This is a genomic window from Rhodospirillales bacterium (genome assembly GCA_018666775.1).
In the GTDB taxonomy this organism is placed as follows: Bacteria; Pseudomonadota; Alphaproteobacteria; order SMXQ01; family SMXQ01; genus JABIXC01.
Map to the genome: position 1 here is coordinate 58789 of JABIXC010000007.1, position 25018 is coordinate 83806.

The following is a 25018-nucleotide window of genomic DNA, read 5'->3' on the forward strand; positions in this document are numbered from 1 at the left end:
ATGCTCACACACGGAAATCCTGATGCCAGACCACCGGAGCGCGTTGTTATGCTTGGTGCCAATGGCTTCATTGCCCAAAATTTGGCGCAGCGCCTTGAGCGTGATGGCATTGCCTTTCAGGCCATTGGGTCCCGGGATATTGACCTTTCCGGAAAAGGTGCCCACGAACAGCTTGGCCAATTATTGGCCCCGGGTGATACGCTTGTGATCCTCAGTGCCATCACCCCCGATAAAGGAAGAGATATATCGACCTTCATGCGCAATATGGCCATCGGGGAAACGATTTTCCGGGCGCTGGGCGAACAGCCCGTCGCGCATGTGGTCTATATCAGTTCCGATGCGGTTTACCCTTTTACCGATGATCCCGTGAACGAAGACAGCCCTGCCGCACCAACCGACCTGTACAGCGCCATGCACCGGGCACGAGAGATCATGATTGCATCGTCCACCGATGCCCCCTGTGCAATATTGCGGCCCACCATGGTTTTCGGGCCAGGAGACACCCACAATTCCTATGGGCCAAACCGGTTTCACAGGCAAGCCACATCGGAGGCCCGGATCACCCTGGGCGGGGATGGCGAAGAAACCCGCGATCATATCTTTGTTGAAGATGTGGCAGACCTGATCACCCGGGTTATCCAGCATCGTTCTCATGGCATCCTTAACCTTGTGACGGGCAATTCACTTGCCTTTATTGATCTTGCTAAAATGATCAAAGGTCTTATCACCCCGCCTCCTGAGATAGCGCACACCCCACGCCCCCTGCCCATAACCCACCGCCATTTTGATGCCGGGGCCATTCGTGCGGCCTTTCCCGATTTTAAAGTCACGCCAATGGAAGATGCCCTGGCACGAACCATTGCGGGAAAAACCACAGACCCCCAAGGATGACCGCGCCCATTGATCCTGTTGAAGATGCCGCCAGCCGGCTTGGGGTGTTTCTCGCCAATCGGAACCATGCCCCTTTTCTGGCCGCATCCATTGAGGGCCTTTTAAACCAGACCGTCACCCCTGCAGAAATTCAAATCGTTGATGATGCATCCACCGATGAAAGCCGCGACATCATCTCGCGATATGCAGCAAAACATTCCATCATCAAGCCGGTTTTCCTGCCAGAAAACAGGGGGGTTGTTGCAAATATGGTGCGTTTCGTTGCGGACAGCGATGCTGAATATGTTTACTTCGCGGCCTCCGACGATGTCACCATGCCCAATCTTCTTGAAGAAAGCCTTCGCCTGCTCATCCACCACCCGGAAGCCGGGCTGTGTTCCTCCCTGTGTCGTCTGATGGATGAAGATGGCCATGATCTTGGGCCTTACAAAAGTTTTATCCCACCATCTGAACTGGGCTATATCCCACCAAACCGCGTGGCGCAGCTGCTTATGAATTTTGATACCTGGATGATTGGCAACGCAACGGTGTACCGGAACAAGGCGCTGCGATCCATCGGCAACTTTGACACGTCACTTCATGGGTTTACCGATGGCTTCGCATCCCGTGCCATCGCCCTTGGCTCAGGGGCGGTCTTTGTTGAAAAAGAACTGTCTTATTGGCGCAAGATGAATTCTGGACAAGCCGCCATCACCAATACAGAACCGGCCCTTGTTCATCATGTGGCGGCCAAGGCCCTTCAGCTGATGTCCACGACCCAAGCCGACCGGTTCCCCCAGGCTTATGGCAAGGTATGGAAAAACCGCTGGATATATGGCGCACTGACCAGCTGTCTGCGGGGCACACCTGAAAACCCATGGCCGGCAATCGAAGCGATTTTGTCACCTGCGTATTCTATGGATGCTCTGGCTATTTCTCTTTGTCGGAACCTTGGCGAGCTTGGCCGTATGGCATTCGAGCTCTACCTCATATTTCGGCTCAGGGCCAAAGACCTGATGATGTGTCTTAGCCCGACTAAGATAAACAGTCTGGTCAGGCGAAAAATCATTGCCCTGAAAAATCCGGGGAACCGACCGCACGGTTAAATCGACCAGCCTATGCAGGCCAGATCGATGGATAAAGATAGGTTCCAGGGCTTTGTTCAAGGCGCGGCGCAAGGGTGGCAATGGCGCCGGCCAGAAGGGGTGCAAAAATAATCGCATCTTCTGGCACTTGCGAAGGTGCAATGATGGGAATGCCATCGATCTTGCGCCCGACCCGATCAACATCTTCATCGACAAAGAATTTTACCCGATCTTCAGTCGCCCCCCCAAGCGCCCCGTACAGCCATTGGCTGGCAATGGATGACCCAAACAGGCCAAACACTGGCTCGGTGCTGGCATCCAAGGCCCCATCAAGCAATGACTTCAGCCATGTCACGGCGTTTTCGGCCAGTTTTTCTCCGCCCTTTGCCCCAGATGGGAAAGCTTCTGTTTTCCCAAGCCCCCCCAACAACGTCAGCTCCTTTGACAGAACCTGATCAGACACCATCTCAATGCCCATTCCGGAACGAACCGCCGCATAATGCAGCGTCTCTTTTGTAAAATGTGTCAGATGATCGGCGATCACCAAATCAAACGGCGATGCCGCAACATTGGGCACTTCCACCAAAATGCAGCCATCGGGGTGCATTAACGCCATAACATCGGCCAAAGTCGCAACAGGCATTGGCACATGTTCCAGCACATGGATCACCGTTGCCAGATGATAGCGTTCAGAAATGGCAGATAAATCCCCCGTGTGCAGGCTTTGGAAGCCAGAGATTTGGCTGAGGGCATCAAGCACCTTGTCGGATAATTCGTGGCCATCCAGTGTCCAACCGGGCAGCGCTTTGCCAAAGTTTTTCAGGGCCACCCCATTGCCACAACCGATATCAATCATTGCACCATGATCGGGACGATCAGGAACGTTTTGAAGAAAGCAATCGACCAAATGGTCTGAACGGGGCCGGGCCACACCATCGGTCTGAAAGACTTTTTGTTCGCCCCCAGCCGCTTGATGATAAATTTCATAATTGGCATAGATGCGGTCAACTTCATCCATCCATTTTTGATCTGGAATTTTCTGGATGGTGTAGCAGGCTTGGCAGACTGCCAAAAGCCCCCCTGCTGGCCACGGCCGACAATCCGACGTTACCCGCGAGAGCGTTTCAAAGCCATCAACAACAGCAAGCCGGTCTTCAATGCAGATCAGGCAATTATGAGATTTTAGTTCTTTGGGCATTGTTACCGATCACCCTACCTTCATTATTCCCACTGACCAACAACAGTATTCGCGGTTATTGGTAGAAACAGAATAAGGGCCTTAAACAACTGAAAGATTAATTGATATTGAAAATTAATTGATATTTAAAAAGGTCAACCAGATTTATATAATTCGTTTGACCTTGAGACCAAGCCCCTTGCCCTTAAATTTTGGATCATGGCCAAGCATGTCAGCATCAGGTTCGCGTCCCTTCCACTTGATATCTGAATAAAGTCCCTGTTGCGGGATCACATCACAGGTGGAGCCTTCTTTTTTAGAAGCAATAAATATGACGCCATAGATACCATCATCCAAACCACCTAGGCTAACCCGCGTCAATGCACCCGGGACATAATCACTAACAACCCATTTACCCTCATAAATACTTTCTGAGCGGTAGCAAAATACCTCACAAACTTTCACGTCATAATTGTTCGCATGGTAATAGTCCCAAAATAAGGTCGGGGAAAACATGTACATACCGTGATCAATATGATTGGAACTTGGCGCAATATGAATAATGCGCCCCCCCACCTTTAACATGCGATGAATATTGGCAAACACGTTCGGAAGGTGGAAAACATGCTCTATGGTTCCCCCGTCAAAAATGACATCCCATGAATCACAAAGCTCCTCAGGCGTTTTCGGCTGATTAAGATCAAAGATATGATCCGCATTTTCATATTCGGATGCATCCATCGACCGAGACTCATGAAAGCCCAGTGCTGAAAATAAATATTCATCAGTGATGAAATTTCCCGCTGCGAAATCTGGCTTGGGTGAGATGACAGGGATATCTTTCGGAACATTCACAGACCGATCGAATTCAGAAAAAATGCCGCCAAGGTCACCCGCAGTAACGAAGACATCCTGCTTGCCAAGCGTAAGAAGCCTTCCTTCAAAGGATTGCTCCACCGATTCCTGGAGGAAAACTCTAACTGCACTTGGATTAATGCCCATAAAAAGTCCTTAATATTCTGAAATTAAGATACGTCTCGTGAAGCAATTTTCAACTTGGCCTCAACCATTTTGTCGAATTCACGCTGAATGACTTCATACGTATCATCCTCCCAAACCCATTTTTGGGTAGGCGTTGCATAGGATGGCGTTTTGTCAATTTTGAACCCCAGAAGTTTTATGAACTTGGGGTCCGTCGTTGGTACGTTCGGAACAACCAACTTAAACATAAGGTAGTCAATTTTTTTGCTGAGACTGGCCGCAACACACGGGCCATTATTGATAAACATGTTAAGGAATGCTTGTTCGTAAAGCGCAAACCGCAAATCAACATCAAAACAGGCTGGCTCGAACATTGGGTAATGCCCAAGGGGTGACTGACGAAATTCGGCCACTGCATCCGTATCAGGGATAATCACAACGGTGTATTCTTCTGAATCAAGTCCCTCCAGGAATTGAACCCAAGCGTCCATGTCGTTGTTTCGTTCCTTGTCAACCTTGTACTGACGCAAAGTCAGCGTGATCACTTTGCGTCCCTTGGCAATTTGATCCAGCCATTTTTTAATGTATCGGTGGGCCTCCAGGCTGGCTTCGAACCCCTGCATCATTTCAGGATTTTTATTGACCAGTTGGTAGTATTCGCTGTGATGGGGAATGCCATCATCGGGATAAATAACAACTTCACTACCATATAGCTTGAGTGCATCAGGATCAATTTTGTGACTTTTTAAATGCAAAACATCCACATCTGGCATGAGATCCGTCATCTGAACGAGAATATGCGCCATTCGGAACCCACGGGCGTGACCATCTACAATTTCATTAACATCAGCCGCCACACCTGGCTGGTTGTGAATATCCTCCGGGGGCAACATAGCCACGACAAGCCGTGAACACCCCAATTGTTGTCGCTTGATTTCGGCCGCTTGCAGAAAAAAGGACACGTCATAGGATATTGGTTGCCCTTGAGTGTTATATTTGGCCAAAAGAACCCTTTGCCGGGAAGCCCCAATCGAGGCATCTTTTATAGCGACCAGTTTCCGCAATTCCTCAACAATGATTTTAGAACGGTGCATAACCGTATGCTCTGCAAGACACCGGCGCTGTCCCGCCGCTGCAATTTCTTCGCGCTCCGCATCATGGGAAAGAAGATAACTAACTTTCTCCACCAGTTCATCTGCACTTTCAAAGGTTGACAGCTCCACGTCTGGCACAAACCGATCTGCAATCTCATTTCGTCTATCAGTTAACAAGCAAACCCCCACACCTGTTGTTTCATAGCAGCGAATGTTTCCAACATCCGCCAATTCATCACGATGAATGTTGAGCACAACCTTGGCGCGGGTCAGCAGCGTCAGGTATTCACTGCCATTGACAACAGGTTTAAAAAATACCTTGGGATATATCTTGGATAAAGGTTTAAGAAAGTCATAAATTCCAACGTCGGGATGCGCCCTGTCTTCAAATAATATCCAGGGACCAATACCCGTAACCTTGGCATTTATGAACAACTTTCCAATTTCGGATGCTCTCCCAAAGAAAAAAGTGCCCAGCCGCGAGGCCAACAATGGGGTCACAGTTTTGAAGAATGCCATGGGAAGAATCATCCCGCACTTTAAAATTAGGACCTTCGAAAATTGCAGAATCTTCGCCTTACTTAACCAGTTCTTATTTCTCGCATCATTGCCGTAGAGCCTGATGTTGATCCTTGGAATAACATTCTTGAGCACATTATAACGATTGAAATGCTCGGGCTGACCAAACCCGGTCGACCCACAGAACAGGACGTCTATGTCTTTCTTGAGTGCAGGAGTAACCATGATGGACGGGTCGAAAGAATTGCCAATATTTCGACTGGGTATGCCCAGCGCCTCGAATTTTTTCGTATATGCCTCTGACGTCGTAAAGACAAAATCGAGGTCGCCAAAATATGGCCCATATTCATATAGCTTTTCACATAATTCATCACCCCAAAGCCCGACAAACAAGGTTCCCTTAGCGGCAATTATCCTGAGAGCATCTCGTTTCTTGCGCGTAATATGAAAGAGTCCACCAGCGTATATGAACACAACGTCTGGTTTGAAATCTGCCACCATTGCTTCTAGAATTATGAAGGGATCAGCATTAACCGCCAGTTGGTTCAACCCATGCTCACGTGCCCAATGACAAAGAAGTCCAATATCCGGATAAAGAATATCCTGCACCTCACAACCCTGCACCTCAACTGTATCAGCCCAGCCCCCGGGCAACATGAGATTTTCTTTCCGCAGGGCATCGACCTGATCAGAAAAGTTTTTCTTATGCAAATTGTGTAATTCTCGAAACTTTTTGAGGTTCCCAGGGGCTGGTGTTATCCGTAATATTCTCAACCGTTGGCCCCATTATTTTTTATTTCATAAGGATTCTCAAAAATCATTCCGCTCTCCCAGAATGCGCGGCATTGTGCAACATTTGAAGCGTTTCAGCAATGGTTTTACCGCGCGCAGCAACGCTATGATACTTCAGCGTCGCACGCCGCCCATTGTCAGAAATTCGTTTAATCTCAGATGGTTGGCTCAGAAGCTGCAGAACTTTTTCAACGCATTCATCGGCCGATTCAAAGGTCACAATATCATTTTCAATATCAAAAAATTCAGCCAATTCGGTGCCACGATCCGTAACCAGACAACTCCCAAGACCCGTCACCTCAAAACACCGGATATTACCAAAATCGGCATCTTCATCCCGATGAATGTTAAGCACCAACCTTGCCCCCGCCAACAATGAATAATAATCGCTGCAATCAGGCAACATCCCATTTACACGTTCAAGATATGAACTATGAAGCGATTTTTTACCAATAAAATAGTTCTTCTTTGGGTGAAAAAGACCCCCCATTTCTCTTTTTGCGGTGTCGCTGCTCTGCCTCATAGAGATGCCCAGTTCCATTGCACGAGCGACCTTGTGCAGGCCCAAACCCCTCGCCAGGGTTTTCAAAACACGAAGAATTCCCGATGGCAGCCGACGCAAAACCCAGACCACAGGCCGACCAAACAAAAGGGAAACAACCGGAATACGGGGCTCTTTGGTCCAAATTTCAAGGGGTGTTCTCGACATCAACACCTTAAGCAATTCGTAGCGCCGGATGTGATCGGGATAACCGTACCCGGTCATCCCGCTAAAAATCAGATCCCGGCTTTTGACCGCGGGTTTCGTATAAGAGATTGTGTCGTCAAAGCAATTTCCAAGAACTTGTGCGGGAATCCCCGCTTCAACCATTTTTTTCTCGTAACTGCTGTTGGCGCAAAACACGAAGTCCAGATCGCCCAGAAATGCCGTGTAACTGCCTCCAATTGCGGGCAATTCATCCCCCCACAGACCCGTAATCAAAACATCTTTATGACAAACTGCCCGCATCCTCTCTCTGACATCCCGCGACAACAGGACAAAGGCGCCAGCATATATAAAAATCACGTCTGGCTGAATATTCTGCAATTGGGCTATCAGAATATCAATACCCACATCAACACCTGAAGGATCGGGTGTTATCTTGTTTTCTCGCGCCCATGTTTCCTGAAGCTTGGCATCATTGGCAATGGTCTCAAAGACATCATAACCCTCACGCGCCATCACTGCGGCCCAGCCTCCGGGCAACATGAGGTTAGCCCTCCGAAGGCAGGCGATCTGGTCATCGAATGATTTAACATCCAGCGCCGCTTCAGCTCTAAAATCCTCAAGGTGTTGAGGTGCCGGGCAGATGCGAACCATTCTGGGGCTATGGCGATTCAATTCTGGTGATCCCTATTTCATTTTATTTAGATGGGCATCAAGATCGGCGATCCCATCCAACGATCCAATTTCATAAAATCGCGTTGTCGTCTCAAATCCTGAAAGTTTTTCTGCCTCAACCAGCCCCCCCAGAACCGTTGAAAGATCCAGGGGTTCTTCTGATTCCCATGCATCAAAAACCTCACGATGCATTACTAACAATCCATAATCTATATGCTGCATTCTGGGTGTTAGGGCCTTTTTTTCATATGCGATAATCTTGCCATTCTGGTATTCGACGTTGCTGGTATCCCATTGACCATCATTCCTGAAAACTGTCATCAAGGCCGGCGTGCCGGATTTGCGAAAGGCTTCGACCACAGGAGCGTAAGCAATATCCAGATAACTGTCGCCGTAGGTCACCAAAAATTCATCGCCTGCCAAGGGCAAGGCGTTGCGCACCGCACCACCGGTTCCGCGAAGCCGGTCCCCATCATAGGAATAACGGACATCAACACCAAACCGACTGCCATCACCGACGAAAGACTCAATCTGTTCCCCAAGGTGCCCCACACAATAAATGGCCTTCTCTATGCCGTGGCGCGCAAATAACGCCAACTGATGCGCAATAAAAGGCCGACTCGCAACCTCAAGCATGGCCTTGGGTGCGGTTTCAGTTATCGGGTAAAGCCGGGTTCCCAAACCCCCGGCTAAAACAACTATTGGCGGCATTGTTTTCATGGTTGTCCGATCAGCTTGAGATAACCTTCGAACCTTCATAATCGAATTGGAACCTGACTTCCTTAAGCCCGATATCAGACATAGCAGAACGTAGACGCATACGATCTTCGGTATAAAACATCAAGAAACCACCTCCACCGGCACCGACCAGTTTTCCGCCCATGGCCCCGTTTTTCAAGGCATGGGCGTAATATTCGTCCACCTGGGTGTTGCTCATGTTTGGCGCACGACTTTTTTTGTGCTGCCAATGTTCATCCATGATACGGCCCATATCCGCAAGATTGTCTGATTCAATGGCAGCGAGACTTTCCTTGCCTAGCTGTTTCACATAATGAAGATTGTCGATCATCCCCCTGTCGTTGGAACGACTGAGATTGTCTTGAATTTCCAAAATTGATGATGCCCTGCGCGAATAACCGGTAAAAAACAGAAGAAGGTTTTCCTCAAGGTTATACAGGGTCTCATTGCTGCACTTGATGGGGCACACCTCCACCTTACCATCTTTTGAAAAATGGTAACCGTTGGCACCGCCAAAGGATGCAACGTATTGATCCTGTTTCCCAATGGGTTCCCCAAGACGTTCGATTTCAATATGGCAAGCCTGTTCAGCCACGTGTTCCGCATCCACCGGATTTTTGGTGTATTGATGCAATGCCGTTAACAGCGCCGTGCAAAAACTACCTGATGAGCCAAGCCCCGTGCCTGCGGGAATATCGGCCATGCTGCTCACTTCCATATAACGACCATCAAGCCCCATGAGGTCAAAGGCTTCACGGATAATGGAGTGTTGCAGGTGCTGAGCACTCTCAACCCGTTCCAACTCCGCATATTTGACGATCATTTCCTCAACGAAGGTTTGGTGAATGGTGATGTAAACGTATTTATCAATGGCCGCCGCGATCAGAAATCCTTCATGGTCCTGATAATACGAAGGAAGGTCCGTGCCTCCCCCTCCCAGGCTGATGCGAAGCGGCGAGCGGGCAATAATCATGTTACTTTCCTACCATATATACGGTCGACAATTTTCAAAACTTCATAAGAATCGCTGATGGTTCCCCCGACCGAACCGACCTTGCCTGAAATGGCATTTGAAAAATCGGCAAATTCGCGTTCCCAGGAAGTATCGGGAAAAGGGTATTCCAATATCGTTGTTTCCGGTGGCCCCATTTCAGGCAACATCTTGTATAATGTCAGCCGTTCAGTGCCATAGCTCCCGCCAAGCCCTTCGATATGGAGCTTCCCAACCCGCCCAAAGATTTCAAAACTGAAAATATTTTTCCATTCCGTCCAGCTCGCATGCAGCCATGCCATCTGGCCTGCTGGTGATTTCAATGCCAGAAAGCAATTATCATCGGCAGGCATTTCCCAGAATAGGGTAGGTGCATGACCATAATCCAATGCAAGATCACCCAGAAACCACCGTGAAAGATCAATCAAATGGGGTGCTTGGTCGACCAATTCACCACCACCAGAAATTTCGGGCTGGCACCGCCACTCTTTTTCCATGCCCAAGCGCCCACCGTGGCCATAGCGGGCTCGGATAGACATCAAGGGGCCAACTTCACCGCTATCAACCAGTTCTTTTGCCTTAAGCAGAGCCGGATGGAAGCGATGGTTAAAGCCCACCTGCACAATGCGCCCGGCTGTCTGTGCGGCTTCCATAACGGCAGCCACTTCGGCAGAATTACGCCCCGCTGGTTTTTCCACCAGGACATGCAGGCCTGTCTTCACAGCTTCCAGAGCAATCGGGGAAAGGGATTCATGGGTGGTACACACAACCACCGCATCCAGGCCTGCGCCTAAAAGGTCACGCCATTGAGGGTACACGGTTGCGCCATATCGATTGGCCAGAGATTCTGCACACGCTGCATCCAGATCACTGACCCCGACAATATCGTGTTCGTGGGCCGAAGCCGCCCGTTTCTGGCCGATCAGACCACATCCGACAATCCCAATGCGCATCAATCGCCCCAATCTTGTCCACGGTCTTTCGGCACAATTCGCCGCAATGTATATATATCGCTGCCCATTATTTCACCCTTATGCTGTGCTAGATCTGGCCACGGATCCCAGTTGGCAGCAATGAGTTTACCGGAAATACCATCGCTTTCAGCGGAGCCCAGATAGGCACAAAGTCGGGCACTTTTATCCATTGCATCGCCGCTGCTGCCAGCCAGTTCCTGAACCCGGTCATAAAGCGCGGCCCCCACAGTTTCTGGATCGTTTTCCAGTAATTGATGGGTTAATCGTGTATCAAGAACCCCCGGGGCAATGGCGTTGATATCGATGCCATTGCCGGCCACTTCTTCTGCCAAAGATTCTGTCATCCGCACGATTGAAACCTTCGATGCCCCATAAGCAGTGATGCGCGGCAGGGCATTGGTCGCGCCTCCGCCAGAAATATTGATAATTTTGCCATAGCCCCGGGATTTAAAATGCGGCAAAAGCGCCCGGCAAAAATAAACCGTGCCGAAAAGATTAGTGACAAAGGTTTCCTTCCATTCATCCCAATTAACCGCTTCGATGGCCCCCATTGGCCCATAAACACCGGCATTATTGACAAGGATATCCACATGAGAAAAATGATCGAGCGCCTTATCGACTAGGGAATCAATGTCGCCCTCGCGTCCCACATCGCAGGGCACTGCCACCACCTTCTGGCCATCTCCAGCCATGGAACGGAGTTTTTCTTCACTTTTTTGCAGTGTTTCCACACTGCGGGCACAAATCATCACCGATGCCCCATTGCGGACAAACACTTCGGCAATGTGCAACCCAAGGCCCATGCTGCCCCCGGTTATGATTGCCTTTCGTCCCTCTAAGATCACCCTAGCCCCCCAATAATCAACGGATTGATTTCCACTTACGTGTCGCCGGCCACACGACCGACGGTGATGTATTTGATACGATCATCATCGGCCAAATGGCCAAGAAATCCATTTTGATCGAAAATAAAGGGTTTTTCCATTCGAACAATCAATTCCTCAACCCCCAATGACTTGAATTCCGGCCATTCTGTCATGACCAGAAGCGCATCAGCCCCCTCCAGAGCTTCCAGGGCGGACCCCGCCAAGCCAAGAGTTTCAGGGGCTTCTGGAAATTCTGATACCACTGGGTCGAATGCTGTGACCAACGCGCCCTGAGATGCAATATCCCGGCATAAATTGACCGAAAGCGACCGCCGTAATGTGTCTGTACCCGGTTTATAGGTTAGGCCCAACACAGCAATATGCCTGCCTTCAAGATCGCCCAGAACATCGCAAACCCGGCGCAACGTCCAACCACTGTGAAACCGGTTGCTTTCAAGAATCCCGCTGATCATCTCAAGGGGCAATCCATTGGTACGGGCCAGTTCAGTCAAAAAAGTGACATCCCGGGCCAATGTGCCCCCGGCAAAAGCCCCACCGGGGCGAATATAGGCATTTTTCCCAATGCGGGGTTCGGACCTGAGCGCGCGTTCAACCTCTTTTACGTCTGCCCCGGTTTTTTCACAGACCATCGCCACTTCGTTCATAAACGTAATAGAGGCGGCAAGAAAGGCATTGAGCGCATGTTTGCTGATCTCAGCAGATTCAGTCCCCACCCACAAAATCGTGTTGCTAAATGGTGCCAATAGTTCCGAAAGCACAGCCTTATCTGCCCCATCACGCGAACCAACAACGATTCGCTCCTGGTTACGGAAGACCTCAATGGCTTTGCCAAGGCGCAAATTTTCTGGCGAACACGCAAAATTTATTTTTCGATCATCGGATAATTCGGCGAAGCGGGCTTCTATATTAGCCATAGTGCCAACGGGCATCTGCGATGAAACCAGCACCACAGCGCCGTCTTTTAAATGCGGAAAAATACTGATGATTTGGCCCGTGACAAAATCGATGTCAGCCCGGTCATCATCATCGACAGGGGTATCGAATGTGACCCAGACCACATCGGCATTTGCAACATCGGCCAAGGCATCGCTAAATGATAATTTCCCGGTCGCCAACCCCGCACCGACTAAATTTTCAAGGCCTGGCTCAAACAATGTTGGTTTTCCAGCATTCAGGCTCTCTATGGTTTGGCGATTGGGGTCCAACCCAACGGTTTCAAAGCCGGCATCGGCAAGGCATGCCGCCGTGACCGAACCAAGATGCCATAGACCAAAGACACAAACCTTCATTCCCTGCCCTCAAAAACCCAGGGGTTATCGCGAAGCCAGTCCAGGGTACACAGTACCCCCTGGTCAATTGACCGTGCAGGCTTCCAACCCAATTTACGAATACGGGTACAGTCCAGATGAATCAATGGACTGTCGCCCACCCAACCCCGTTTTCCACCGGTGTAGTCCACCTTCGGCGACAGCCCCAGACGGTCAACAATCAGGGCCAGAGAATCATGCACTTTGATGGTGTCATCAAGGCCCAGATTAAAAATGTTGACCGGTGCGGTGCCTTTTTCAACCCCGAGTAAAATGCCATCGAGACAATCACCAATATACATATAGGATTTTTGCTGGTTGCCGTCCCCCAACACTTCGATACGATTCGGATCCGTCTGAAGTTTTCTGTAAAAATCAAAGACATGGCCATGGGTGTAGCCTTCGCCTAATACCGAAACAAACCGGTAAATCCATGCCTGAAAACCAAAAGCCTCACAGAATGAGGCGATCAACCCCTCCCCTGCCAGCTTTGATGCACCATAAAAAGACGTCTGGATGGGAAAAGGCGCATCTTCCGGCGTTGGGAAAACGTCTGGTTCCCCATAGATTGACCCCGTAGAAGAAAAAACAATCCGGGAAACATCATGGGATCGCATCCCCTCAAGCACGTTATGGGTCGCAATGGTGTTTTGTTCCAGATCACGTCGCGGATGAAGCACCCCACTGCTAACATCTGCATTCGCCGCCAGATGAAAAACCATGGAAACAGAGCGGCCCTTCAATGCCTTATCCATGGTAGTGGTGTCCAGCAAATCACCCTCAACAAGGGTAAAGGCAGGGCTCTTTATTGCCGCAGAAAGGAATTCTCGGCGTCCCGTAGAAAAATTATCTATCCCGATCACCTCATGCCCATCGGCGAGCAAGCGGGAGACCAAATTACTCCCAATAAATCCGGCGCACCCGGTTACGGCATATTGAGGCATGGACAAATTTCCTAAGAATTTAATATCACCATTTCTGGTTATGCCCGGAAAGGGTAGTAAAACTTATAGGCCAACGGGAATTAAATGTGCAATAATTCGTCAGCTAAAATGTTAAATTGGCCAGTTATTATCCATGTCCCAAACTGAACAGCTTCCCAAAAACAACCTGCCCGTATCCCCCGGGGCTATGGGTTTCTCCATTGCCATTCTTCTAGCCACCATTCTTCCCATTACCTTGATCAAGCTGGCAACCCAACCCGGGATTCTGGCGATAAGTGTGAATTTTCTTCTCGCTGTCGCATCGGCCCATGTTTTTACCACATTTTATTTGCTGGTTGACCGAACCAATGTGCGCTTCATTCTGGACCATCCCATACAGTTGATTGCCATGCCCATCGGGCTGCTTCTGTTGGGCATGGCAATCTTTTCAGTGCCTGGAAATCCGGTTTTTACCCCCGCACTTTTTCTTCTTTTCCTTCAGCAAACTTGGCATTTCGGCGCCCAGAATATTGGGGTGGCAACGTTTATTTCTCTGGGCCATCGTAAAAAATCCATCACAAAGGTTGAAAAAAACTTTATTCGCATGGGCACCATTTGCGGCATGTTTGGGGTTCTTAGTGCGCTCTATCCCAGCTTCATGATCGGGCCTGAAAATGTGCCCATAAATGAAACCGTTCTAACGACAATAAAAACCCTACATCAAATCGGTGGTTATGTAGCGATTGCCCTGACAGGTGGGGCTTTGGTCCTGATGGTCAGGGCATGGTGGGCCCGTGAGTATTTTTACGGTGCGGCAATTTTTCTCAGCATCACCTTTCTTTTTCCCATGTACATTTCCGACAATTACATGATTGCCGTGGCATCATTCACCATTGCCCACGGGCTTCAGTACATCATTTTTCTGGCAGCACACAGCTTCACAAACCCCGGTGCACCAAAAAATCCGAGATGGCAATCATGGGGGTTCATTTATCCCCCGCTTGCCCTTCTGGCGCTTGGTGGGGCCGGACACGTGCTCTGGACCACCGCCCCTGCATGGAAATCCGGCCAATTCCCACTTTTCGGCCTTTCTATCATCCTTGGTTTGACCCTAGCCCATTTTTGGGTGGACCAGTTCATGTGGCGAATGGGAAATTCGGAACGGGCCAACTGGATAAAAAAAAGTTATAGCTTCATCTTTCAACCGAAATAGCTATATTCAGGCTCTACAGGCTCTGGCATCGGTCGATGCTGCGCGTTTTATTATGCTTATGATATCAGGAACAAAAATTGCAAAAAGTGATACTTATCTCTGTTAAATGCACGGTGGTCAAAACCATGCATGAGCGGAAGTGTTTTTCATGATGCCAACACAAGAAGAACTATCCAATGGATATGATGACCTGAAGAGCATGTTCACCCAGTGGGCTCTATGGCACCATCTGGCATGGAATAACATCAAACAACGTTATCGACGCTCAACCCTCGGCCCCCTTTGGCTCACCATCTCCATGGCCATCCATATGCTGGTCATCGGGGTGCTTTTTTCGACACTGTTCCACACCCCTTTGCAAAAATTACTGCCTTTTCTATCAGCCGGGCTGGTGTTCTGGGGCTTGATGCAGGGGATTATAAATGAAGGTGCAAGTGCGTTTCTAGGCGCTGCCAGTTTCATTATGCAGGTCAAACGTCCGCTTTCTCTCTATGTTGCAGAAACGGTGTGGCGCAATGTAATCATTCTTGCCCACAACTTTGTTATTTATATCGTAATCGCATTCATCTTTGGAGTGGTTCCGCACAAGGCAGTTTTATTGTTATTGCCCCTGGGCTTGTTGCTGGTGATTCTTTGCCTATCCTGGGTTGCCATGGTGTTTGCAGTAATATCAGTCCGCTACCGTGACTTTCCAATGATCGTTGGAAACATGTTCACGGCACTTTTCTGGCTGACCCCGATTATGTATTTCCCATCCCTGCTTCGTGACAAACAATACCTTCTGAATTTTAACCCCTTCACCCACCTTCTTGCCTTGGTCCGTGACCCACTTCTGGGGCAAGCCCCCCCAATGATGAGCTGGATCATTGTTAGCGCCATAACTGTTGTTGGCTGGACCTTTGCTCTTTACTTCTTTTCCCGATTCCGCAAACGCATCGTTTACTGGCTGTAGGTTTCACCATGTTCTCTATTTCTGCAAATCAACTCCGAATTGAATATCCCATATACGATTCGTACAAGCGTTCTTTACGCCATCAGTTTGGACTGGGACAGATTGCAAGAAATCTTGATCAGGCCCTGAAAAGAAAACATTCTGTGGGTGGGGACATTACCCAGGAGGCCTCTGGGCGCACCACCATCACTGCTCTGAATGGCATTAGCTTCGATATTCAGGAAGGCGACCGGGTCGGCCTGCTGGGGCATAATGGTTCAGGCAAAACCACCCTGCTGCGAGCCATTGCCGGAATATATGAGCCCATGGACGGAGAGATTACCATTGAAGGCCATGTCACCCCCTTGTTTGACATTCAATTTGGCATGGATACCGATGCCACAGGTATTGAAAACATCGCATTGCGAGGCCGCATGCTGGATATGAGCTCGACGCAGATAGAGGAGACCATTGATGAAATTGCCGAATTCACGGAACTTGGTAACTATCTGCATATGCCCATTCGCACCTATTCAACTGGCATGATGGTTCGTCTGGCTTTCGGCGTATCAACGGCAATCAAGCCTGAGATTCTTGTTCTTGATGAAATGATCGGTGCCGGGGATGATGCTTTTTTCGAACGTGCCCAACAAAGACTCAAAAATTTTATTGAAGATACGGGGATACTGGTTATCGCCAGTCACAACATGGGCATGGTTCGACAATGGTGCAACAAGGGAATGCTGATGCAACACGGCAATATTTTGGCCTTTGGCCCCATTGAAGAGATTGCCAAACGCTATGAAAGTGGTGAGGGGACAGTCGACTAATAAACTGGCGGGGTGTTATTTTTTACTGCTGCACAAAGCAAAAATATAATGGGCCATTTTATGAAACCCTGTGTGCACCACTTCATCGTTCATAGAAAACATATAAACATTGTGGAACAAATGTCCCATCTCTTCGCGCAAGTGAGGTAGGGACTGGCAATTGACGTGCCCGGCCTTGCTGATGTCCGATGCATGGACCTGACTTTCCAGGCTGGGCATGCCGATGATCATCGTGCCATGGGGATCAAGCCCTTCAATCAGGTTTTTAAGGAAGGCATCCTGATCTTCTGGGTCAATATGTTCCAAAACATCCAGAAGATAGATGCCGTCATATTGACCCGGCATCGGTGATTGCAAAAGATCGTGGGTAAATATTTCATGATATGCCCAATCATCAAGCTGACGGGATTTGATCTCTTCTATGAAAATTGGATCAAAATCTGTAACCGAAAGGCGTTCCACTTCTTGCAGCACAATCCTGCTGGCAAATGCATCGCCACAGCCAACTTCTAAAACATTTTCGCACCCCGACAACATGCGTGATGCAAACTTGTAACGCGACAAGGTAAACGCCAACCGCTTTGGATCATCAAACCACGACTGGCTGGACATAAGCCCCAGGGATTCAAGACCGTGTTCTTCGCGGTAACGGATCAGTTTCTGATATTGGTCTTCTCTTGTTTTCGAAACCATGAATTTTCTGCCTGTTACTGACCGCCGCTACGGCGTTTCAATTCTTTCAAAATAAAGGGCACCACTTCGTCAAGGGACGCCCCGACACAATCGGGGTTCGATGGCGCATCTTCTGCATAACCATATTCGATAAATACGGTAGCGCAACCTGCAGCTTGCCCCGCACCAATATCACGCCATCGGTCTCCCACCATCATCGAACGCGCAAGATCAATGTCCCATTTCCGGGCAGCCCCATGCAACATGCCGGGCTTTGGCTTTCGGCAATCGCACCCGTCTGCATCCAGATGGGGGCACACAAGAATGTCATCTACCCCGGTTTTCTCGCGCAAATGGTCGTGAATGGCATGTAATGTCTCCGAATTTTGCTTGCCAGAGCTCAGATCGGGCTGATTGGTAACCACAATGGTCAAATACCCCGCATCGCGCAGTCGGGCGACTGCGTCACATGCACCTGGAAGCATCTCAAAATCTTCAAGACATACCGGCGCAAAAGGCATCCCATCGCGCACCAAACTACGATTTAGAACACCATCGCGATCAAGAAATACGGCTTGGCGTTTCATCGTTGTCATGCCCCCATCACCAATTTAACTGGCCCCCAGATAGACTAGAATTTACGCTCTGTTATCAACGCAGGGTCCATATGGACTTGGCGAATATATTGAGACAATGCGTGCATCAACCCCTGATGCACATCTTCTATAATGCCATAATTATCGCCATCCACATGCAGGGCAACATCGGCAAGGTCTTTGCTCCGCCCCCCATCAAAGCCGGACATGGCAATGGTATGAACCCCATTATCCCGTGCCCAGGAAAGAGCCCTGACAATATTTTCAGAATCCCCCGATGAAGAAATCGTCACCAACACGTCCCCTGCCTGGGCAATCCCCTGCAATTGGTACACGTAAACATCTTCATAGGAAATGTCGTTGGCAATCGCTGTCAACATCGCAACATTGGCTGTCAGGCTCATGACCCGGGGCATCAGGGGCGTATCTGTGCGCACACATTTTCCATGATCACAGGTCAAATGATCCGCAATAGAAGCCGACCCACCATTGCCACAGGCATAAACCCAGTGCCCCCCCAGATATGCCGTTTCCAGAATTTTCATGGCCTTATCCAGCGCCTCCCCCGATACAGATCGGGCAGCCTGGGCGCATTTATCAAAATAATCCGATGTGTAGTCTTCGACAGAGCCATAAGTTTTTTCAGGAAATGTCATGATATTTTATCCATTAAATAGAAACTTTAGAGAACGGCAACCAATCACACGAGATCACCAGAAGATTTCACCAATTCCACACTATTCAATCAGAAATGCTTTCTTGTCCAGTCAGTTTTAAATTTAGCCCCACCCAGGGAGAAGGCCACCCGGCTAAACGGACTCACGCCAAACAAGTTTGCAAGCCGGTCAAACATGATCATAATCCGAACAGATACCCCTTATGAATAAGGATCAGTTGGAAAGCCAGTCATGACTTACATCGCTAAAAATCCAATGTCAGACCGCGCCCTGTTGATCGCATGGGCAGCATTCGCAGCCATCGCCGTGACCCTTTTGTGGTCCAATACACCGTGCATGTATTTCGGCTTTGATGGCGCCATCCTGCAGATCTATGCAAAATATCAATCCGAGTTCAAATCGCTTTTCTCATGGAACATGTCGGACCCCATGCAGGGTATGTTCGATCTCTATTTTCCGACCAACTTCGACTACTTCATTCCCAATGCGCTCTTGGGCTTGCCCCGCCAAACGACGGGCTATGTGTTCGGCGCCTATACCATCATCGCCACCCTGATTGCGGGTGCGGTCTATTTGTTCGCTCGCAAAGCATCTTGCGAACGTAGAGTGTCTCTGCTGGCGGCAATTCTGACGATCGTCCTGATTTTTCCCATTTTTTCCTGGAAGCCGCTGTCGTCGACGTTTCTGATTGAATTCATCCAGCTCAACCCGCAATTCGGGCAGCTCTTGTTTCTGTGTTATGTCTCGCTATGGTGTCTCTGGTCGCTGGACCCGGAACGCCCGACACGTTCCATAGCCGTCCTGACCCTGCTCATCGTATCCCTGGTTCTGGCCTTTCTGGCGACGCTTCCTTATGCGTTATTGATGGGAGCAACCTTGGCCGTTTTTGGATTTTCCGCGATCTTCCTCAATAAGGATCGAAAACACAGGTGGACCATAATCGGTGCCGGGGTGGTGGTGGTGTGCGTATTGGTGCTATCAGGCATCCTGCCTTACATCTATATCGCCAGCTTGCACACGGTTTACGCATTTTTTCCCGATGAATTCGTTCAAGACCGCCCCCTCACGTTCATTTCCATTTTATACGGCTCCAAAGCTTTTTACGCCGGCCCAATCCTCATTGCCATGGCCGTGATCGGTGGCGTGCGCTCAGCCATCAATGATACCGGCCGGGCCCGACATTTCGCCCTCACCTTTCTGGGTATGTTCATCGCCTTTCAAGCAATTGGGTATTTCGTGGCTGTTGTTTTGCAATACAAAGGACCATCACCCGTTTATTTTGAACTCTTCCTTTGGCCCGTATACACGATATTTTCCGCCAAATTCCTTTATGAAGTATCCGACGCCGCATTTTCCGCGATCGCCCGAAAAACCGCCGGAAAATCTCTGGTTGTAACGGCAAGCAAGCATATGCCGGTCGCCCTTGTATTGGCCGGGAGCATCGGCATTGGCACCATGAATATCGGGGCTACGGGGGCCTGCCCCATCGCCATGTGGAAACCGCTTTCGCCATCGCCCATCACAGATTATTTGCGCCGCGAAATCGCCATTGCTCCCGGGCGCGCTTTCCGTGGGACAGAAGCCACATTCACCGGATACCAAAACGACGAACCGGCGAGCTGGCCATCTCTATCGTATCAGGACTATCAAACATGGTTGCTGACGGGCAAAGACCACCGGACGGTGGGCCTTTGGCGCCACAACATCCCGACGCTACAAACCTTCACATCCCTTGTATCACCGACGTATTTTGTTTTGCTTAGATCATTCCTGTCCCGGCCAATGGATATCCATTCGCGCACCCACGCAACCATGACAGTGCCCAACGAAAAAATGCTCGCATTATGGGGGGTGCGTTACCTGATTTCCGATCACGAACTGGACATTGGCACAGAACGGATACGCATTCCCCTCAACGGAAAACCGCCTATATTTTCCGGAACCGAACCCTTGCGTCTGGTGGAATTGGAAATGCCTAACCTCGGGAACTATTCGCCGACCAAAATATTGCTGGCCCATGACATCCCGACAGCTATTAAATGGTTAAAGGCACCATCCTTCGATGGCCGCAAAACGGTGGTGAGTGAACGCGACCCAAGTGGGGGAACCCCCCTCGTCGTCGCACGATCAGCCCTGATGAACGTGGAAAAGGACGGCCTGCGTATACGGGCCTCAAGCACTGGTACATCAATTCTGGTTCTACCGGTTCAGTTCAGCCATTGCTGGCGCGCCCAAGGTGCGGACAAGGCCAAGATTTTCCGCGCCAATGTCATGCAGATGGGGATACTCTTTTCGGGAAAACTTGATGCCAACCTGCGGATGGTTTTCGGCCCGGGGAACTTTATGTGCCGCATGGATGATGTAGAGGAATTAAAGCGGTTGGACATGCAGGGTGCCAATACCCGTCATTGACGTTTGTTTAGCCTTACAGTGGGCTCAAAACTTTCTCAGGGAGCAGCTAACTCAGTCGTCTGTTGGCGTCCCTTCGTCGAAACCATAGTGTCTCTGCACGATGTAATTTGGCCGTTGCTTGGTTTCAAGGTAGATGGAGTTGATGTAAAGACCATTGATCCCAATGGTTAACAATTGAATGCCCCCCAGAAAGAGCATCAGCGATACAATCGTCGTCCAGCCCAAGGTTACATCCTTGACGATGAACCACTGAATGATAACCCATGTCAGAAAGAAAAAAGCGAAAAGCGAAGTAAGGAGCCCAAGGGCAATCGAGAGAATGAGCGGCGCCGTAGAAAAAGAGATCAGGGCCGAGAACAAGAAATTATGGATGGTCTTTGGATTGGTGATTTTAAACTTTGTCTCGCCACCCTTACGGCTTTCGCGGTTGTATTCCAGTGAGGCCTGATTGAACCCAAGCCAATAGACCATCCCGCGCACAAAGGGCAGTTTCTCTTTCATATTCCCCAGGTGATCTGCCAGCCGACGGGACAGCATTTTGAAATCACCGGCCTCGACAATAAAATCAACATTTGTCGTTGCCTTGAGGACCGAGTAGCCAATCCGCGTTATAAACAACTTGAAACGGCTTTCTCCGCTGCGGCTGGTTCGTACGGTGTTGATCACGTCCAGCTTCTTGTTGTCATGCCACATTGCAACCATATCCGGGATCAATTCGGGTGGGTCCTGAAGATCGGCATCCATATAAACGACCAGGTCGCCTGAGGCGCATTCAATACCGGCAAGAACACACGGTGAAACACCAAAATTTCGAGACATCGTCAAAATTTTGATGTCATTGCCTCCATCTCCCAATTCTTTCAGAAGCTGTTCTGAGCCGTCATTGGACGCATCGTTTACAAAAATCAGTTCATAGCCACTGATATGGCCGGCCTCAATCTCGGGGCGCAGGGCACCACGCAACCTAGAGACCAGCTCAGGAATGGTTTCTACTTCGTTGTAGAATGACAAAACAACTGAAAGGGAAGGTTTTGTAGAGAGGACAGGGTTTGTGCTTTCTGGCATACCGCCAACTTCTCCCTTATTCATGAATCCCGCATCCGCATTATTCAGGCGGCAAATGGGTCACGACAATGACATTCGGTTCAATGGGCAAACAATACGGCAATTATTGATATTTGGACCAGTCAAAATTTGAACTTGGCACCCTGACGGGGACATTGCGAGCAAATTGGGATGGCCGTTCGCCCTTGGGTTAGGTGTGTTTTACGCATGTTTACAGCATCCTCGCCATTCCACATCATTGACACATCATCCTGACCTGCCATGCCATAGCTGGCAGCACCGCTCCAGACAACATGATCGCAGCATGGGTAAACAGCCCCATTCCAGTCGATTGTCAAAACCGTCCACAGCCAATCACAGGGGATATCAACCGGCAACGGGCCCGTCGTTTGAAGCGGTTCTGTTTCTTCCATGCCCCGTGGGTTTCCAGGGCGGATACTGAAAAGCATATCGTGTTCAAATGCAAATTTACGGGCGGCATCTATCTCGTGGTGGTTATGCTCATAACCAATATAATCCAGCATAACGATGGTTTTGGCCCCTAATTCGCGGCGCAAATCCATAAACCGGATCAAGTTGTTCTTGATCCTTTCAACGTCTCCCTTGCGGTGCTGAATGGAATGCACCGGGGCGGTAAAGCCGCTGATATGCACTTTCAGAAGATCCAAACCGGATGCCAACAGTTTTCGACTATTGGCCTCGTTAAGCAAAATACCGTTGGATGCGATTAACGTCCCAATCTTGCGATCTGTTGCTGCCTGTATGGCTTTGTAAATATCTTTAGACATTAACGGCTCGCCGTTAATGTAAGGAATGGCCATCATTAAACGATTGGCAAAACTGTCCAATATTTTTAGATAGGATTGATAATCAAGCTTGCCCTTCGGAATTGGTGCACCCACGCCATCCGGATTGCAATCGAAGATATCATCACTTTCAGATCGACAAAAAACGCAACTCTCATTGCATTCATTCCATAATTCAAAATTGATCAAAAATGGGGATTTTCCAGATTTTGTACGGCGCAAGAATAAACTTGCGTAGCACACCACAGCATTCCAGATTTTGAGAACGGATAACTTTCCCCCCAACAGCAATCGGATAACGATCAGGGTTCTTAATCCCGTATATTTGTTGGTTATGTTGCTCATACTTAATTCATTGTCCCTAATTAACAAGATTAGAGGCAATTGTATTTTTGCCAAGCCTCACGGAATCTTCTTATATTTTTAATATGCCAACGGACATTCATCGTGGCAAGGCGAACAGCAACAGCGCGACAAGGATTGGGCGGGCGTGTTTCAATTCCTGTTGACAGATGGCACCGGCCTTCACGTTGTCTGAGTCGTGTCCTTTTCGATAATGTCCAAGCCGATCTTGCGGCGATGAGGCTGCTCGCTTCCGGCCAGATAGGACAAGTGCAGCATGATCGCTTTGACCAGCGAGCGGAATCCCCGTGGACGGGCGCCGGGAAAAATTCTGGTCCCTAATAGAAATGCCGTGAACAATCCTCCAGCAAACTTATAGAAAGGCGACAACCAAAATTGCCGGGCGAAGAAAGGCAATGACTTGAACAAAAAATCCGGGAAAAGGCAATATAGTGGCGCCAGATAGAACAGATTGAGCTGTATGTTTTTTTCTTCTTGGGTATATCCCGTAAGAACCGAGTGATTGGTCAACGACGTCAGGCCGTAATCGAAATCCTTGTCCAACAATCCCAATTCAATGGAACGATCGGTCAATTCTGTCCCCGGAAACGGTGCGAAGATCGTAAATGCCGGGTACGCAATTCGAAGTTTCCGGGCAAAATCGACCGATTCAAAATCATCCTCAATCTTGGTCCCGGGAATAGCGAGAATTGCCGTGCCCCAAATATTGATTCCATTGTCGCGGGCAGCGGTGAACGCGGAAATCAATACCTCATCAGACATGTTGCGCTTTAAAACTGTGTTGCGGACATGTGCACTTCCGGCCTCAACCGACATACAGACGGAGACACAGCCAGCCTTTTTAAGGAGACGCGCCACATCTTCAGAAAACGAATTTGCCCTGATCAGGCAATAAAAAGGGATGCCAACTTCTTTGGGATAGCGCTCACAGAATTCTTCGAACCATTCATCTTGCTTGATGACGAAAACATCATCGGCGAAGCGAATAAAGCGAACTTCGGGAACATTAACGACCAGACTATTAATCTCATCGATAACGTTGCTGACCGAACGGCGACGCAGCAATTTTCTTCCCTCACCCTTGAACATCTTGTTAAAGGCATGATTAAAGCAATAGGTGCACTTATAGGGGCACCCCTTCATGGTCAAAATAGATCGAATGCCGTGCTCAAGCATATCCGGGGCCGCTTCGTAGAACATCTCCCTATCGGCAAAGGGAACTTCGTTCATATTCTCAACGATTTCCTTCGCCCCCATGGGCGTGCTTTGCGTGGTGACATTGGGAATACCAGAAGGATCGTCCCCCGCAGCAAACGCATCAATCAAGGAAAGTATGGCCCGTTCGCCGTCGCCGGCGCAGACAGCGTCAAGGTTCAGTTTATAAATGACCTCGGGGAAGTAGGTGGGGTGCGGACCACCCATGACCCGTATCAGGGAATGATTGCGATCGGCCGCCCAGGCCATGATTGTATCGTTGGCATTGATGAAAGATGTTTCATCAGATGTCATGGTGCTATAGGCGACAACATCCGGAAGAAAATCATCGAGAATTTCTTCCATATCTGAACGCGCAATGACGGCAAGTCGTGTCTGATGCCCAGCCTGCTTGCACACAGCACTAAGAATCATAACGCCAAGGGGTTCAGAAAAATATATATCGGCAACAACAAACAGTATTTTCATATAGTGACCTTTTACTACAAATCAGCACTTAAATATTCAAAATTAACGGGA

The 25018-nt window shown here is 49.2% G+C and carries 22 protein-coding genes; 6 read left to right on the top strand and 16 right to left on the bottom strand.

Features of this window, described 5'->3' with window-relative positions; all coding sequences use genetic code 11:
- Together HOJ08_02560 and HOJ08_02565 are read left to right on the top strand one after the other, a co-directional pair.
- The gene (locus tag HOJ08_02560) at positions 1 to 891 is read left to right on the top strand and encodes an NAD(P)-dependent oxidoreductase (GenBank protein ID MBT5672320.1); all 891 of its coding nucleotides are present in this window, start codon (positions 1 to 3) and stop codon (positions 889 to 891) included.
- Positions 888 to 1976 (top strand): glycosyltransferase, encoded by a 1089-nt coding sequence (locus HOJ08_02565; protein MBT5672321.1) that lies wholly within the window; start codon positions 888 to 890, stop codon positions 1974 to 1976. Before HOJ08_02560 ends, HOJ08_02565 begins: the two co-directional genes overlap by 4 nt.
- A 10-nt stretch (positions 1977 to 1986) precedes the next feature.
- Here the strand turns inward: HOJ08_02565 and HOJ08_02570 are convergent, their stop codons facing one another.
- The 10 genes from HOJ08_02570 to HOJ08_02615 all read right to left on the bottom strand — a co-directional run bounded on the left by HOJ08_02570 (position 1987) and on the right by HOJ08_02615 (position 13740).
- A complete protein-coding gene (locus HOJ08_02570) occupies positions 1987 to 3153 on the bottom strand; it encodes a methyltransferase domain-containing protein (protein ID MBT5672322.1) in 1167 nt (388 codons plus the stop codon).
- A gap of 144 nt (positions 3154 to 3297) precedes the next feature.
- Positions 3298 to 4134, bottom strand: a complete 837-nt coding sequence (locus tag HOJ08_02575; GenBank protein ID MBT5672323.1) for a class I SAM-dependent methyltransferase — start codon at positions 4132 to 4134, stop codon at positions 3298 to 3300.
- Between the two features lie 23 nt (positions 4135 to 4157).
- Positions 4158 to 6437: a glycosyltransferase family 1 protein gene (locus tag HOJ08_02580; GenBank protein MBT5672324.1), complete on the bottom strand. Its 2280-nt coding sequence runs from the start codon at positions 6435 to 6437 to the stop codon at positions 4158 to 4160.
- A gap of 106 nt (positions 6438 to 6543) precedes the next feature.
- A complete protein-coding gene (locus HOJ08_02585; GenBank protein ID MBT5672325.1) occupies positions 6544 to 7899 on the bottom strand; it encodes a glycosyltransferase family 1 protein in 1356 nt (451 codons plus the stop codon).
- A 12-nt stretch (positions 7900 to 7911) separates the two neighbouring features.
- Positions 7912 to 8610 (bottom strand): NTP transferase domain-containing protein, encoded by a 699-nt coding sequence (locus HOJ08_02590; protein MBT5672326.1) that lies wholly within the window; start codon positions 8608 to 8610, stop codon positions 7912 to 7914.
- A gap of 19 nt (positions 8611 to 8629) precedes the next feature.
- Positions 8630 to 9610: a galactokinase gene (locus HOJ08_02595; protein ID MBT5672327.1), complete on the bottom strand. Its 981-nt coding sequence runs from the start codon at positions 9608 to 9610 to the stop codon at positions 8630 to 8632.
- Positions 9607 to 10581 carry a Gfo/Idh/MocA family oxidoreductase gene (locus HOJ08_02600; protein ID MBT5672328.1) on the bottom strand — a complete coding sequence of 325 codons (975 nt, stop codon included), beginning with the start codon at positions 10579 to 10581 and terminating at the stop codon, positions 9607 to 9609. The genes HOJ08_02595 and HOJ08_02600 overlap by 4 nt, the downstream gene beginning before the upstream one ends.
- On the bottom strand, positions 10581 to 11405 hold the full coding sequence (locus HOJ08_02605; GenBank protein ID MBT5672329.1) for an SDR family oxidoreductase: 825 nt from the start codon (positions 11403 to 11405) through the stop codon (positions 10581 to 10583). The genes HOJ08_02600 and HOJ08_02605 overlap by 1 nt, the downstream gene beginning before the upstream one ends.
- Positions 11406 to 11482: 77 nt before the next feature.
- Positions 11483 to 12778 (bottom strand): nucleotide sugar dehydrogenase, encoded by a 1296-nt coding sequence (locus HOJ08_02610; GenBank protein MBT5672330.1) that lies wholly within the window; start codon positions 12776 to 12778, stop codon positions 11483 to 11485.
- The gene (locus HOJ08_02615) at positions 12775 to 13740 is read right to left on the bottom strand and encodes an NAD-dependent epimerase/dehydratase family protein (GenBank protein ID MBT5672331.1); all 966 of its coding nucleotides are present in this window, start codon (positions 13738 to 13740) and stop codon (positions 12775 to 12777) included. Before HOJ08_02615 ends, HOJ08_02610 begins: the two co-directional genes overlap by 4 nt.
- A 133-nt stretch (positions 13741 to 13873) precedes the next feature.
- Here HOJ08_02615 and HOJ08_02620 point away from each other — a divergent pair, with 133 nt between their 5' ends.
- The 3 genes from HOJ08_02620 to HOJ08_02630 all read left to right on the top strand — a co-directional run bounded on the left by HOJ08_02620 (position 13874) and on the right by HOJ08_02630 (position 16693).
- Positions 13874 to 14932, top strand: coding sequence for a hypothetical protein (locus HOJ08_02620; GenBank protein MBT5672332.1), 1059 nt, complete (start codon positions 13874 to 13876; stop codon positions 14930 to 14932).
- A 148-nt stretch (positions 14933 to 15080) separates the two neighbouring features.
- Positions 15081 to 15884 (top strand): ABC transporter permease, encoded by an 804-nt coding sequence (locus HOJ08_02625; GenBank protein MBT5672333.1) that lies wholly within the window; start codon positions 15081 to 15083, stop codon positions 15882 to 15884.
- Positions 15885 to 15892: 8 nt separating this feature from the next.
- Positions 15893 to 16693, top strand: a complete 801-nt coding sequence (locus HOJ08_02630) for an ABC transporter ATP-binding protein (GenBank protein ID MBT5672334.1) — start codon at positions 15893 to 15895, stop codon at positions 16691 to 16693.
- A gap of 15 nt (positions 16694 to 16708) precedes the next feature.
- Here the strand turns inward: HOJ08_02630 and HOJ08_02635 are convergent, their stop codons facing one another.
- Genes HOJ08_02635 through HOJ08_02645 form a run of 3 tightly spaced genes read right to left on the bottom strand, consistent with a single transcriptional unit; the run spans position 16709 to position 18617 of the window.
- Positions 16709 to 17386: a class I SAM-dependent methyltransferase gene (locus HOJ08_02635; GenBank protein MBT5672335.1), complete on the bottom strand. Its 678-nt coding sequence runs from the start codon at positions 17384 to 17386 to the stop codon at positions 16709 to 16711.
- Between the two features lie 14 nt (positions 17387 to 17400).
- A complete protein-coding gene (locus tag HOJ08_02640) occupies positions 17401 to 17952 on the bottom strand; it encodes an HAD family hydrolase (GenBank protein MBT5672336.1) in 552 nt (183 codons plus the stop codon).
- Between the two features lie 44 nt (positions 17953 to 17996).
- Complete coding sequence (locus tag HOJ08_02645; protein ID MBT5672337.1) at positions 17997 to 18617, bottom strand: SIS domain-containing protein; 621 nt, start codon at positions 18615 to 18617, stop codon at positions 17997 to 17999.
- Between the two features lie 252 nt (positions 18618 to 18869).
- On the opposite strand from HOJ08_02645, the gene HOJ08_02650 reads away from it, so the two are divergent.
- Complete coding sequence (locus HOJ08_02650) at positions 18870 to 21050, top strand: hypothetical protein (protein ID MBT5672338.1); 2181 nt, start codon at positions 18870 to 18872, stop codon at positions 21048 to 21050.
- 51 nt (positions 21051 to 21101) lie between these two features.
- Here the strand turns inward: HOJ08_02650 and HOJ08_02655 are convergent, their stop codons facing one another.
- From HOJ08_02655 to HOJ08_02665, 3 genes are all read right to left on the bottom strand, one after another.
- Positions 21102 to 22115 (bottom strand): glycosyltransferase family 2 protein, encoded by a 1014-nt coding sequence (locus HOJ08_02655; GenBank protein MBT5672339.1) that lies wholly within the window; start codon positions 22113 to 22115, stop codon positions 21102 to 21104.
- Between the two features lie 122 nt (positions 22116 to 22237).
- A complete protein-coding gene (locus tag HOJ08_02660; GenBank protein ID MBT5672340.1) occupies positions 22238 to 23110 on the bottom strand; it encodes a radical SAM protein in 873 nt (290 codons plus the stop codon).
- 336 nt (positions 23111 to 23446) lie between these two features.
- On the bottom strand, positions 23447 to 24967 hold the full coding sequence (locus tag HOJ08_02665) for a B12-binding domain-containing radical SAM protein (GenBank protein ID MBT5672341.1): 1521 nt from the start codon (positions 24965 to 24967) through the stop codon (positions 23447 to 23449).
- Positions 24968 to 25018: the final 51 nt, after the last annotated feature.